Here is a 12,913-nt window from a genome sequence, read left to right as displayed (position 1 = left end):
GCGGCCTGACTACCGGTACGGCTCCCGTCGCCGATGCGTCGAGGAGCCGGTCCTCGGTTACGATCGCGTCGGCCGTCGTGGAACCGACCGGGGAGGAAGCCCATGTGGCGCAGGCTGGTCGGCGCGGTGGCCGCTCTGCTGGTGCTGTTCGTCGGCAGTCTCGCCTTCAACGCCGCTTCGGAGCAGAGCCGGTGGCCCGGGCCGCTGGACTTCGTGCGCCTCCATCCGTGGGTGGTGCTGCTGCTCCTGGTTCCGCTCGCCTGGCTGGGCCTGCGCCCCGAGGCACGCGGTGACCGCCCGCCGCACCGTCCGGCCGCGCCGATGACGTACCGTCTGCCGCCGCGCAACACCCACTTCACCGGTCGCGACGTCGCGCTGCGGGAGCTGCGACGGCAGTTCGGCTCGGCGGGTGAGGTCACGACGGTGGCCGTGCACGGGCTGGGCGGTGTGGGCAAGACACAGCTCGCGGTGGAGTACGCGTACCGCCACCTGTCGAAGTACCGGTTCGTCGGGTTCGTCGACGCGGAGGACCCCGACCTGCTGGCCTCGCAGTTCGCGTCGCTGGCCCGTCAGTTGGGTCTGGCCGACGCGGGCTCGGGGCAGGTCGTCCCGGGTGTGTACGCCACCTTGCGGGACCGCAGACCCTGGTTGATCATCTTCGACAATGCCGAGAAGCCCGGCCCCCTGCTGCACGCACTGCCGTCGGGTGACCTGGCGAAGAACGGCCACGTCCTCGTCACCACGCGGGTGAGCGCGTGGTCGGGCACGGCCGGTGTGCTGGATCTGCACGAGTTCTCGCGGGAGGAGTCCGTCGACCTGCTCATGCGCCGGGTGCCCGGCACGAGCGCCGGGACGGCGGACCGGATCGCGGAGCACCTGGGCGACCTGCCCCTGGCGTTGGAGCAGGCCGCCGGCTACATGAACTTCAACCACACGTCCGCCGACGCGTATGCGGCGCTGCTGGCCACGCGCTTGGAAGAGATGATCGCGCGCGGTGAACTGGCCGACCGGCCCGCGGTGGTCGTCTCCACCCTGTGGCAGCTGAGCGTGCGCAGGCTGCAGGAACAACACCCCCAAGCTGTGGAGCTGTTGCGGCTGTGCGCCCTCCTGGCTCCCGAGCCCGTCCCGCTGGATCTCTTCACCGGAGACCCTGACCCGTTGATCGCGGCGGCCCGGGACCCACTGGCGTGGGACGCGACGGTCGGTGCGCTGGCCGGCCTCGGCCTGGCGCGGCGCGAGGACTCCGCCCTGGTGGTGCACCGGCTCGTACAGGCGGCCGTCCGCGCCTCGATGACACCGGAGGAACTCACGACGTCCCGGTCCCGGCTGCGCCGCGCACTGCTGGAGGTCGTACCGCGCGACATCCACGGCGACCCGGACGCCCAGCCACGCTGGCACACCCTGCTCCCCCACGTGCTGGCCGTCACCAAGGACGACCCGCCGGTGGAACACGCGGCCGAGACGGCACAGTTGCTCCGGCCCGCCTCCGAGTTCCTCCTCGCGATCGGCGACCGGGCACTGGCGCTGCCCCTGTGCGAGCGCGCCCTCGCACTCGACGAAACCCTCGACGACCGGGACGCGGAGATCGGCTTCGATCTGATCACCCTGGCGCAGATCCACCGGGACCTCGGAGCACCGGAGACGGCACGCCCTCTGGCGGAACGAGCACTGCGCCTGCACGAGTCCTGCCTGCCCGCCGACAGCCCCGTCATCGCGACGGACCTGGCCACCCTCGCCCGGACGCTGTGCATGCTCGACGAGCACCGGGCGGCACTGCCCTTGGCCGAGCGGGCGCTGCGGATCGACGAGGCCGCGCACGGCCCGGACGACCCCTATGTGAGCTTCGACCTGGTCGCCCTGGCGACGGTCCACTTCGACCTCGGCGATCCGGCGGCGGCCCTGCCGTACATCGAACGGGCCCTGCGGATCCGCGAGGCCCACTACCCGTCGGACCATCTGTACATCGGCTACGCCCTGCTGTTCCACGCCAGAGCCCTCCACGCGGTCAACGACCCGGCTGCCTGGGAACCGGCGCGTCGAGGCGCGGACATCTTGCGCAGCCGACTCGGCGCGAGTCACCCGAAGACCGAAGACGCCGTCAGGCTCGCGGACAGCTTGCGGCGGTGACACGGTCGGATCGCACCCCCCATCGCAGCACACCATGCCGCGCCCTCCGTGGGGTGGCGTGCGGTGCGCTGATCGTCTGCGGTGTGCCGTGAGACGTCGGGTGCAGTCGACCCGCCGGTCGCCGAACCGGGTGAGCCACGTGACGGCTGACCGCTGGCGCGCTGCTGAAGCGAAGTGGGACAGGGTGTCACCCCCCGGCACGCATGCGATCCGCGATGCCCAGCGTCAGGGCCTCCGCGTGGTCCTCCAGGTTCCACGCCCCGTCACGGTGGGCGTGGTTGCTGATCCAGAAGACGAGGAGGCCGTCACGGAGGAACCGGCCCAGGAACCCGAGGGACCAGTCGTTTCCGCCGTCATGCCAGGCGAGAGGGCCGTGTGCGGTGTCCCGGATGCTCCAGCCGTATCCGTACGCGCTGTCCGATTCCGGCTCCGGTACACGGGGTGCGAACAGTTTGCTCCTGGCCCGCGCCGGAAGGACGTCGTCGCGCAGGAGTGCCCGGTGCCAGCGCAGCATGTCCTGGGCGGTGGAGAGCATGCCGCCGTTGCCGCGCAGGTTCCAGTACGGTCCGTCGGCGGCCCAGGGGTGGTCGAAGGGCCTGCCCTGACTGCGGCCCTTGCGGTCGTACTCCACCGCGACGAAGTGGCGCGGCCAGCGCGGCAGGACGTATCCGGTCTGTTTCATCCCGGCCGGGGCGAACAGGTGCCGGGCCAGGAACCGTTCGTACGACTCCCCGGACGCCTCCTCGACGATCGCGGCGAGGAGGCTGTAGCCGGTGTTGGAGTAGTGGAACCTCGTGCCGGGGTCGGACAGCAGTTCCGACGACAGGGCGCGGCGCACCAACTCCTCACGCGTCATGGGGTCGTAGTCGCCGCCGAGCCCTTCGGCCAGACCCGACGTGTGGGTGAGCACCTGCTCGATCGTGATGCCCCGCTTGTCCCGGGGCACCTGCCGCCGGGGCCCGAGGAACCGGCTGATCGGGTCGCTGACGCGGAGCCGGCCCATCACCTCCAGCTTCACGATCGCGGCCGCGGTGAACTGCTTCGTGATCGACATGACGTCGTAGACGGTCCGGCAGCTCGCGGGTGTGCCGGTGGCACGGACCGCCGTTCCGAACCCGCCGCAGTGGACGAGCCGGTCGCCGCGGGCGGCGACCACGGTGCCGCTGGGCCCAGTGGGCAGGGTACGGCGGATGAAGTCGGCGACCGTCTTGCCGTCGCGGGACCGCGGGTTCGGCGTGCGCGCCGTCGACGCCCGCGCGCCGCCGCGCCCTTCGGTACACCCGCCGAGGGTGAGCGCCACGGCGACGGCAGCGGCGAGGGCGGTGCGGCGGCGCGGGCAAGGGCGAGAGACGGTGGTGCTCACATGACCTCCGATGTCGGTGATTCCTACGGAGGTTGGCCACCGCTCCAGGCGTTCCTCAAGCCATCATGGTGTTCGGGCTTGTGCGAGCCCGTGTACGTCCAGGTCGACAGGGGGAACCGCGATGACCACAGCACCGCCCACACCGCCGGACACCGACGCGGCAGCCTTCGTGGCAGCGCTCCGTCGCCTCAAGGCGTGGTCGGGCCTCAGCTACCGCCAGCTGGAACGCCGCGCTAAGGACGCGGGCCACGTCCTGCCCTACTCCACGGCGGCGACGATGCTCGGCAGGGACCGGCTGCCTCGCCAGGAACTGGTCGCCGCGTTCGTCGCGGCCTGCGGGGTGCGCGGGGACGAGGCGCAGGCGTGGCTGGACGCACGGGTGACCATCGCGTGCGGAGGGCCCGTCGTGACGACGCGCTCCTCGCGGAAGCGGTGGTCCTGGCAGCGCTGTCGGGCGTTCGCCGGCGCCTTGGCGCTCGCCGGCGCGCTCCTCGCTGCGGCGGGCGGCCCGTTCACCGATGACGTGGAGGTCGACGAGGTGGGCGTCTCGCATCACCTGCCTGGTTGAGGAGGAGAAGCTGAGGAGCGTCTGCGGCTGAGCCGCGCGTGGTGCGCCTGCGGGCGCTGATGTCGTCGCCGGTGCGGGGCCCGGCCCGACGCGGTCCCTTGACGCTCCTCCGCCGGGCGGGGACCATCTGAGAGCGCTCTCTGACGTGAGCATGATTAGGAGGCCCGGATGTCCCCCTCCCGTCGATGGCTGGCGGCCCTCGTGCCGTTCGCCCTGGCCGCAGCGCTCGTCGTCGGGGAGGTCTCCGCTCCCGCGGGGCGTGCGCACGCCGCCGCCACGGGCACGGAGGACACGTCCTCCGTGCGCGGCCGCACCACCCTCGGCGGCGCCGACCCGAGCGTCATCAAGGTCGGCGACCTGTACGTGGCCGCCAAGTCCGTGGACGGCGGTATCGCCGTGCGCACGGCGACGACGCTGGAGGGCATCGCCGCCGCTCCCAAGCGCCAGGTCTGGAACGACACCGGCGGGCTCGGCGAGGTCTGGGCCCCCGAGATCGTGCACCACGACGGCCAGTACCGCATCTACTTCGCCGCCGGGACGGGCGCCGCCCACCGGATGTACCACATCAGCTCCTCCCGTCCGGACACCGGCTACTCCCCCGCCACCAAGGTCGCCCTGCCCGACGACAAGTGGGCGATCGACGGAGTGCCGTTCACCTTCGGCGGCCAGCGCTGGTTCGTGTGGTCCGGCTGGGCCGGGGACACCAACGTCGAACAGAACCTGTACATCGCGCGGATGAGCAGCCCGACCGCGGCCACGGGCGGCCGCCACATCATCTCGCAGCCGCGCGAGCCCTGGGAGCGCGTGGTCGGCAACCCGTACATCAACGAGGCGCCGCAGCCGGTCGTCGACCCGGACGGCCGCCTGCACATCGCCTACTCCGCCAACGGGAGCTGGAGCAGCGACTACTGCATCGCCGACCTCAGGCTGCGGGCCGGCGGTGACCCGACCTACGTGTGGGACTGGTACAAGAGCAACGGCTGCCTGTTCGGATCGCGCGCCTCGTCGATGATGGAGGGGTGGCACCCCACGTTGTACGTCGACGGCCCGGGGCACCACACCTTCGTCCTGCCGCGCGGCGACGTCGCCGCCGGTCCGCCCGCGGGTCCTCGCTTCCCGACCATGTTCCACGCGGTCCAGAAGGGGACGCCGTACTCCTGGGCCAACCGGTACTGGTACACCGGCACGGCCGTCTGGTGGGGCGGCACGACCTACCGCCGGGCCAACGTGCCGGGATCCCCCACCGACGTGGGCTTCAGCCTGAAGTTCTTCGAGTGAGCGCGCAGCCCGGGCCCGGTGCCGTTTGCCGAACCGGCAAGAGGACTGGGCGGGCCCGCGCGGAGTGGGCGACGGTGGGTGGGTGACCGACGACATCGCAGCGGGACAGCCCGCATCCGACATCGCAGCGGGACCCCCCGCTTCCGACCTGCCCTCGCCCGCCGACGGATACGTGGGCGATCCCGCCGTACGGGCCGAGTGGGACGACCGGTACTCCGACCGGCAGCAGCTGTGGAGCGGCCGGCCCAACGGCGCGCTCGTGGCCGAGGTGGCCGGGCTCGCACCCGGGCGCGTGCTCGACGTCGGCTGCGGTGAGGGCGCGGACGCCATCTGGCTCGCCCGCGCCGGCTGGGACGTGACCGCGCTGGACGTCTCGGGCGTGGCCCTGGAGCGTGCGGCCGGGCACGCGCGGGACGCCGGCGTCACGATCCGCTGGGTGCATGCCGCGCTGACCGGGGCGGTGCTCCCGCCGGGCTCGTTCGACCTGGTGTCCGCCCAGTACCCGGCCCTGCTGCGCACCCCCGACGCGGCGGCCGAGCGGGCGCTGCTCGCCGCCGTCGCGCCCGGAGGCGTGCTGCTGTTCGTGCACCACGCGGGGGTGGACGCCCGGCAGGCCCAGGAGAGCGGATTCGACCCGGCCGACTACGTGTGGCCCTCGACGGTCGTCGACCTGCTCGACGACGACTGGGAGGTGGAGGTGGACGAGCAGCGGCCACGGGCGATGCCCGAGGGGGGCGCCGGCGCGCACCACACCGACGACCTGGTGCTGCGGGTGCGCAGGCTGCGCTGAGACCCGGACGGGGTGATCCTCCCCCCTGGTGGATCACGGGAGTGGCGGATGGGCGGGCCGGGGACGACGCTGGTGGTGAGCGCTGATCTCCCACGGTCCCGGCCGGAACGCCGTCCTCCCGGGCGCCCGGGAGGCCCGGGCTCAGCGGTCGGCCGGCCGCCGTGGGCCGGCACCGTCACCCGGTCCGCCCTGCTGCGGAGGGCGTCGCCCGAAGACACGGACGCATCCGGGGGACTCGAAGGACTCGATGAGGGAACCGGAAGAGCAGCCCTGACGCACGAGGGGAGGCCCGGGTGCCCCGACGCCCGGCTCCCTCACCGGAGGAGAGACCGCGATGGCGCACGCAGACGACGCCCAGCAGGCCGTGCCGAACACGCCGGGGACGCGCACCGACGGTGACGGCGTCACGCGCCGCCGTCCGCTGCGGGAGCGGCACGTCGAGGAGACGATCGAGGTCGCGGTGCCGGTGCGCACGGCGTACAACCAGTGGACGCAGTTCAAGACGTTCCCGCGCTTCTCGGCCGTGGTGCGTGACGTCGAGCAGATCAGGCCCACCGTGACCGCCTGGAGCATCGGCTACGGGCCCCTGCGCCACCGTTTCGCCGTCGAGATCCTGGAGCAGGACCCCGATGCCTACCTGGCCTGGCGCGGCCTGGAGCAGCACCCCTCCCATCAGGGCGAGGTCGAGTTCAGGCCGACGGGCTCCGGCGGCACCGCGATCACCGTCCGGATCCTCCTGGAGCCGCGGGGAGCCGCGCGGGTCCTCACCCGCTCGTCGGGGGCCACCCGGCTCACGGCCCGGCTCGTGCGCGGCGAACTGCTGAACTTCAAGCACTTCATCGAGGGTCTGGGGCAGGAGGGCGGGGCCTGGCGCGGCACCATCCGCAACGGGCGCGTGCAGCACGACCACCCGGAACCGCCCAGGAGCCGCGTGGCCCAGTGGCCCGTCGGCTGAACGGTGTGCCGGACACGGCGAGAGAAAGGCGAACCGATGCAGAACCCGCCCGGCGAGGAGCCGGAGACCACCCTCTCCGTGACGCCGCCGAAGAAGTGGGCGGCCGGAGTCCCCGCGGTCGTGCACGCCCTGGAGTACTCCCTGGAGCAGACCTCCCCCCGCAAGACCGGGGTGGACCTGCTGGCCATGAACCAGGTGGGCGGGATCGACTGCCCCGGCTGCGCATGGGCCGATCCGGCCCCGGGCCGGCGCCACCGCAACGAGTACTGCGAGAACGGCGCCAAGCACATCAACGACGAGGCCACCACGCGCCGGATCACCGCCGGCTTCTTCCGTGAGCACAGCGTCTCCGACCTCGCGGCCCGCTCCGACAAGTGGCTCAACCAGCAGGGCCGGCTCACCGAGCCGATGATCAAGCGGCCCGGCTCCGACCACTACGAGCCGATCGGCTGGAACGACGCCCTGGGCGTCCTCGCGCGGGAACTGCGAGCGCTGGACTCCCCCGACGAGGCCGTCTTCTACACCTCCGGCCGCGCCAGCAACGAGGCCGGCTTCGTCCTGCAGCTGTTCGCCCGCGCCTTCGGCACCAACAACCTGCCCGACTGCAGCAACATGTGCCACGAGTCCAGCGGCTTCGCCCTGAGCGAGACCCTGGGCACCGGCAAGGGCACCGTCAGCCTCGACGACCTCCACCACGCCGACCTGATCTTCCTGGTCGGGCAGAACCCGGGCACCAACCACCCGCGCCAGCTCACCGCCCTGGAGGAGGCCAAGCGCAACGGCGCCCGGATCGTCGCGGTCAACCCGCTGCCCGAGGCCGGACTGCGGCGCTTCAAGAACCCCCAGAAGCCGCGCGGGATCGTCGGACGCGGCACCCAGATCGCCGACCGCTTCCTGCACATCAAGCCGGGCGGCGACCTCGCCCTGTTCCAGGCCCTCAACTGGCTGCTGCTGAAGGCCGAGGACGCCCGGCCCGGCACCGTGCTCGACCACGACTTCATCGACGCCCACACCACCGGCTTCGAGGAGTTCGCCCGGCACGCCCGCACGATCGACTGGGACGACGTGCGCACCGCGACCGGACTGACCCGCCAGGAGATCGAGAAGGTCCGCGACGAGGTCCTGAACAGCGAACGCGTCATCGTCTGCTGGGCGATGGGCATCACCCAGCACAAGCACGGAGTGCCCACCATCCGGGAGATCGTCAACTTCCTGATGCTGCGCGGCAACCTGGGGCGCGCCGGTACCGGCGCCTGCCCGGTGCGCGGCCACAGCAACGTGCAGGGCGACCGCACCATGGGCATCTGGGAGCAGATGCCGGACACCTTCCTCGACGCGCTGCAGCGGGAGTTCGGCTTCGACCCGCCCCGCCCGCACGGCCTGGACTCGGTGAACGCGATCAAGGCGATGCGCGAGGGCCGCATCAAGGTCTTCCTCGCCCTGGCCGGCAACTTCGTCCGCGCGGCTCCCGACAGCGAGGTCACCGAGGAGGCGATGCGCTCGTGCCGGCTGACCGCCCACATCTCCACCAAGCTCAACCGCTCGCACACCGTGTGCGGCGACACCGCGCTGATCCTGCCGACCCTGGGGCGCACCGAGCGCGACGTCCAGGCCCACGGGGAGCAGTTCGTCACCGTCGAGAATTCCATGAGTGAGGTGCACACCTCCCAGGGCCGCCTCGAACCGGCCTCCCGGCTGCTGCTCAGCGAGGTCTCCATCCTGTGCCGGCTGGCCCGCCTCACCCTGGACGGCAAGCCGGACATCCCCTGGGACACGTTCGAGGGCGACTACGGCACCATCCGCGACCGTATCTCCCGCGTCGTGCCGGGCTTCCACGACTTCAACGCCCGGGTCACCCGCCCCGGAGGCTTCCAGCTGCCCAACCCGGTCAACGAGGGCGTGTTCAACAACAAGGTCGGCAAGGCCCTGTTCACCTGCAACGAGCCCGTGGTGCCCCGCGCGCCCGAGGGGCACCTGCTGCTGCAGACGATGCGTTCGCACGACCAGTGGAACACCGTCCCGTACACCGACAACGACCGTTACCGCGGCATCCACGGCAGCCGCCGCGTCGTGCTCGTCAACCCGGCCGACCTCAACGAACTCGGCCTGGCCCAGGGTGATCTCGTGGACCTGGTGAGCGTGTGGGCGGACGGCACCGAGCGGCGGGCCGAGGACTTCAAGGTCGTGCCCTATCCGGCCGCCAAGGGCTCGGCTGCCGCCTACTACCCGGAGACGAACGTCCTCGTGCCACTGGACAGCGTCGCCGACATCAGCAACCAGCCGACGTCCAAGGGCATCGTCGTCCGCCTGGAGCCGGCCCGCGACCGGGCCCGGCCCGCGCCCGCCTGACCGCCCGCACGACCCAATGGGGCCCGCCGTTCCGGCGGGCCCCGTCGGTTGAGTAACCGCCGGTGGCCTCGCGCATCCCGGCCCGGGGTCGTACGAGCGATGACTTATGGCGCTGGAACGGGTCTGCCCCCGCATGACAAGCATCATCACTGACCTGCGCCCTGTCGAGGTGATCCGGTGACCACGATCGACGTCGGTGGGATCACCCTGGGCATCGAGATGTTCGGAGACGGCGACGCGCCCCTCGTCCTGCTCGCGGGTGGGACGACGATGCTCTCCTGGCCCGACGCGCTGTGCGAGCGCCTCGCCGCCGGCGGGCGCCGTGTGGTGCGCTACGACCTGCGCGACAGCGGGGAGTCGACGACTGCGGACCCGGAGGCGCCTGCCTACACTCTGCGCGACCTCGCCGCCGACGCGGCTGCCCTCGCCGACGCGCTGGGTGGAGGGCCCGCGCATCTGGCCGGGATCGGCGTGGGCGGGATGGTCGCCCAGGTGGCCGCGCTCGACCATCCGGCCGCGTTTTCGGCGCTCACGCTGGTCGGCACCCGCGCGGTCGCCCCGGGTCCGCCCGACGACGACCTTCCCGACCACGACGGGGCGACGATGCGCCGGCTGTTCGCGCGTCCCCTGCCCGAGTGGACGGACCGCGAGGCGGTCGCGGGGTTCATGGCCGCGGGTGCGGAGATCCTGGGCGACGATCCCGTCACGGCGCGCGCCCTGGCGGCGCGGATCTGGGACCGCACGCCCGGCACGGCGCCCCAGGTCCAGATGGCCAACCAGATGGGCATGGTGTTCTCCAGGCTGGACTGCGCACCCCGCTGGCGCGAGCGCCTGCCCGGGATCCGGGTCCCCACGCTGGTCGTCCACGGCCGCCGCAACCGATTCTTCCCCGTCGGCAACGCCGAGGCGATCGCGCGGGAGATCCCCGGGGCGCGACTGCTCCTCCTGGAGGAGGCCGCCACCACGATCCCGGAGGCGGCGGTCGGGCAGGTCGCGGAGGCGATGCTCGGGCTTGGATGAAGGGACCGACCGGGCTCGGGAGGGGCCGGTGGGCACGGCCGGGTGACCGGGCACGGCGGCTCACCGACCCTGCGCGCGGCTCTCACCCCTGGGGCCCGGACCTCCCGGCTTCACCGATTCCGCCCCGGGAGCCGGTGGCCCGGCGGTGGTACGGGGTAACCGCCGTCAGGTACGCACAACGGAAGCGAGGAGCATCCATGCGGTACCGCACACTCGGCAACTCGGACCTCCAGGTCTCGGAGATCTCGCTCGGGTCATGGCTGACCTACTCCGGCGGCATCGAGGCCGACGCGACCCGTGCCTGCACCGAAGCGGCCTTCGACGCCGGCATCAACTTCTTCGACACCGCCAACGTCTACGGGCAGGGGGCCGCCGAGACAGCCTGGGGCGAGATCCTCTCGAAGCACCCGCGCGACTCCTACGTCCTGGCCACCAAGGTCTACTTCCCCATGTCCGACGACCCGGCGGACCGGGGCCTGTCCCCCGCGCAGATCGCGAAGCAGATCGACGCCTCCCTCACCCGTCTCAGGACCGACCACGTCGACCTCTACCAGGCACACCGCTTCGATCCCAGCGTGCCGATCGAGGACACCGTGGAGGCGTTCCGGAAGGTCGTCGAGCAGGGCAAGGCGCGCTATGTCGGCTTCAGCGAGTGGACCCCCGAACAGATCCGGACGGCCGTCGAGATCGCCGGCCCCGACCTGTTCGTCTCCTCCCAGCCGCAGTACTCCATGCTGTGGCAGGCCCCCGAGGCCGAGGTCTTCGGCCTCTGCACCGAGAGCGGCATCTCCCAGATCGTGTGGTCGCCGCTCGCTCAGGGCGTGCTCACCGGGAAGTACAAGCCCGGGCAGCCCGTGCCGGAGGGCAGCCGGTTCGCGTCGGCTGACATGGCGGTGTCCAAGGACCTCGTCTACAGCGACGCCGCCCTGGAGGCGGTGCAGCGGCTCGTCCCGGTCGCCGAGGAGGCCGGGCTGAGCCTGCCCACGCTGGCCCTCGCCTGGGTCCTGCGCCGCAACGAGGTCGCGTCCGCCATCACCGGCGCCTCCCGTCCGGAGCAGGTCCACGCCAACGCCGCCGCCTCCGGTGTCGCGTTGTCCGACGACGTGCTCGCGGCCGTCGACCAGGCACTCGGGGACGTTCCCGTCACCGAGCCGACCCTCGCTCCGGCGGCCCGGCCGGGGGTCAAGCGCCGCTGACGGCGGCAGCGTTGGCGCACCCGTGGTCAAGTCGACCAGACGACCCGGCCGTTGTGCACGATGACCACCTTGGCGTCGGCCCGCAGGACGAGTTGTGCCCCGTCGTGGCCATGGCTCTTCGAGGCCCATATGGGGCGGTCCGCGGCGTTGTGGATGACGAGGTTGCCGTCGCCCTGGAAGATCGCCCTGTGGTTCTGGCCGAAGGTCATGGACGCCCAGATGGGCTTGCCCTTCTCGTTGTAGACGACGAGGTTGCCGTCGGTCTGCATGACCATGCGGATGCGGTTGGTGGTCCAGGCCTGGTTGACCTCCAGGACGCTGACCGCCGAGACGGTCTCGGTGCTCCAGTTCGGCTGCGGGGTCTGCTTGGGCTTGGGCTTCGGTTTGGGCTTGGGCTTCGCGGTCTTCGTGGGTGAGCTGCTGGGCTGCGGTGCGGCCGGCGCGGGTGGGGGCGCGGCGGCGACCGGCGCCGCGCTCTTGGTCGGCTTCGCCTTGCTCGGGGACGCGCTGGGCTTCTCGGCCACGTAGTCGTCCAGGGCGGCGGGCGCCGACTCCTGCCTCAGCACGGTGTCGGCATCCTCCGCCGCCACGGTGCGGGAGGGGTCGCGGCCGTCGTCGTTCCCTCCACCGGCGAGCAGCAGTGGTACGGCGATCAGCACGGCGCCGACGACCGCGGCTCCGGCCAGGACCGGCTTCCTGGGCCGCCCCGTGTCCACGCCGGTTGCGGAGGTGACGCTCGGAGGGGCCGCGGCGACAGCTGCCGCCACGCCGATACGCGTGGCCGAAACGTCTGTTGCGGGGGCCGCGTCGGGAGCGGTGGACGTCTCGGAAGCGGTGGACGTCTTGGGAGCGGTGGACGTCTCGGATGTCTCCGGCGCGGTGGACGCCTCGGGCTCCGGGGCAGTGCCAGGCGCCGTGGCAGTGCCAGGCCCCGTGGAGGTCTCCGGCGCCTTGGATGCGCTCTGCGCGCTGCCGGGCTCGGCTGTGGGCGCGGTGGGCTTCCCATCCGGCGCGGCAACCGGCTCCGTGCCGCCCGGCTCCCCTTCGGACGCGGTCGGCTTCGCAGCCGCGGCCGTACCCGAGGGCGCTTCGGACGTGGTGGCCCGGCCGGCCTCCTCCCCGTTCGCTGCGGAGCGTTCCGGTGGGGTACCGGCCTCCTCCGCGCCGGGGCCGGCGGCCTTCTCCGCTTTCGCGCCGGGGGTGTGGTGCTGGGGGGACATGCGCTTACTCCTCCTCGGTGGCGGAGCTCTCGATGGTGGGCAGGGAC

10 protein-coding genes are annotated in these 12,913 nt (G+C 72.3%); 8 read left to right on the top strand and 2 right to left on the bottom strand.

The annotated features are described in order from the left end of the window. Positions 1-102: 102 nt before the first annotated feature. Positions 103-2,127: an FxSxx-COOH system tetratricopeptide repeat protein gene (gene fxsT / locus ACIGAQ_RS28715; RefSeq protein ID WP_399787757.1), complete on the top strand. Its 2,025-nt coding sequence runs from the start codon at positions 103-105 to the stop codon at positions 2,125-2,127. A gap of 187 nt (positions 2,128-2,314) precedes the next feature. On the opposite strand, the gene ACIGAQ_RS28710 is transcribed toward fxsT, so the two are convergent. Continuing rightward, positions 2,315-3,490, bottom strand: coding sequence for a serine hydrolase domain-containing protein (locus tag ACIGAQ_RS28710; RefSeq protein ID WP_399787754.1), 1,176 nt, complete (start codon positions 3,488-3,490; stop codon positions 2,315-2,317). A 121-nt stretch (positions 3,491-3,611) separates the two neighbouring features. Here ACIGAQ_RS28710 and ACIGAQ_RS28705 point away from each other — a divergent pair, with 121 nt between their 5' ends. From ACIGAQ_RS28705 to ACIGAQ_RS28675, 7 genes are all read left to right on the top strand, one after another. Further along, the gene (locus ACIGAQ_RS28705; protein WP_399787751.1) at positions 3,612-4,058 is read left to right on the top strand and encodes a hypothetical protein; all 447 of its coding nucleotides are present in this window, start codon (positions 3,612-3,614) and stop codon (positions 4,056-4,058) included. A gap of 168 nt (positions 4,059-4,226) precedes the next feature. Further along, positions 4,227-5,336, top strand: coding sequence for a glycoside hydrolase family 43 protein (locus tag ACIGAQ_RS28700; protein ID WP_362284667.1), 1,110 nt, complete (start codon positions 4,227-4,229; stop codon positions 5,334-5,336). 121 nt (positions 5,337-5,457) lie between these two features. Further along, positions 5,458-6,126, top strand: a complete 669-nt coding sequence (locus ACIGAQ_RS28695; RefSeq protein WP_399788442.1) for a class I SAM-dependent methyltransferase — start codon at positions 5,458-5,460, stop codon at positions 6,124-6,126. A gap of 334 nt (positions 6,127-6,460) precedes the next feature. Further along, entirely contained in the window at positions 6,461-7,081 is a 621-nt protein-coding gene (locus ACIGAQ_RS28690; protein ID WP_399787748.1) for an SRPBCC family protein, read from the top strand. 36 nt (positions 7,082-7,117) lie between these two features. Beyond that, positions 7,118-9,430 carry an FdhF/YdeP family oxidoreductase gene (locus ACIGAQ_RS28685; RefSeq protein WP_399787745.1) on the top strand — a complete coding sequence of 771 codons (2,313 nt, stop codon included), beginning with the start codon at positions 7,118-7,120 and terminating at the stop codon, positions 9,428-9,430. 177 nt (positions 9,431-9,607) lie between these two features. Further along, complete coding sequence (locus tag ACIGAQ_RS28680) at positions 9,608-10,450, top strand: alpha/beta fold hydrolase (RefSeq protein ID WP_399787742.1); 843 nt, start codon at positions 9,608-9,610, stop codon at positions 10,448-10,450. A gap of 197 nt (positions 10,451-10,647) precedes the next feature. After that, positions 10,648-11,646: an aldo/keto reductase family protein gene (locus ACIGAQ_RS28675; protein WP_399787739.1), complete on the top strand. Its 999-nt coding sequence runs from the start codon at positions 10,648-10,650 to the stop codon at positions 11,644-11,646. A 26-nt stretch (positions 11,647-11,672) separates the two neighbouring features. Here ACIGAQ_RS28675 and ACIGAQ_RS28670 read toward each other — a convergent pair whose 3' ends face one another. Further along, the gene (locus tag ACIGAQ_RS28670) at positions 11,673-12,413 is read right to left on the bottom strand and encodes a mannose-binding protein (protein ID WP_399787736.1); all 741 of its coding nucleotides are present in this window, start codon (positions 12,411-12,413) and stop codon (positions 11,673-11,675) included. Positions 12,414-12,913 lie beyond the last annotated feature (500 nt).

The organism is Streptomyces sp. NPDC085932 (assembly GCF_044540525.1).
Lineage (GTDB): Bacteria > Actinomycetota > Actinomycetes > Streptomycetales > Streptomycetaceae > Streptomyces > Streptomyces levis.
The sequence above is the reverse complement of the archived record's forward strand: the minus strand, read 5'-3'. Positions and strand labels throughout refer to the sequence as shown.

Excerpts from the sequence above, each read along its gene's own strand:
- fxsT (WP_399787757.1), top strand. The coding sequence starts at position 103 with ATGTGGCGCAGGCTGGTCGGCGCGGTGGCCGCTCTGCTGGTGCTGTTC.
- ACIGAQ_RS28705 (WP_399787751.1), top strand. The coding sequence starts at position 3,612 with ATGACCACAGCACCGCCCACACCGCCGGACACCGACGCGGCAGCCTTC.
- ACIGAQ_RS28700 (WP_362284667.1), top strand. The coding sequence starts at position 4,227 with ATGTCCCCCTCCCGTCGATGGCTGGCGGCCCTCGTGCCGTTCGCCCTG.
- ACIGAQ_RS28690 (WP_399787748.1), top strand. The coding sequence starts at position 6,461 with ATGGCGCACGCAGACGACGCCCAGCAGGCCGTGCCGAACACGCCGGGG.
- ACIGAQ_RS28685 (WP_399787745.1), top strand. The coding sequence starts at position 7,118 with ATGCAGAACCCGCCCGGCGAGGAGCCGGAGACCACCCTCTCCGTGACG.
- ACIGAQ_RS28675 (WP_399787739.1), top strand. The coding sequence starts at position 10,648 with ATGCGGTACCGCACACTCGGCAACTCGGACCTCCAGGTCTCGGAGATC.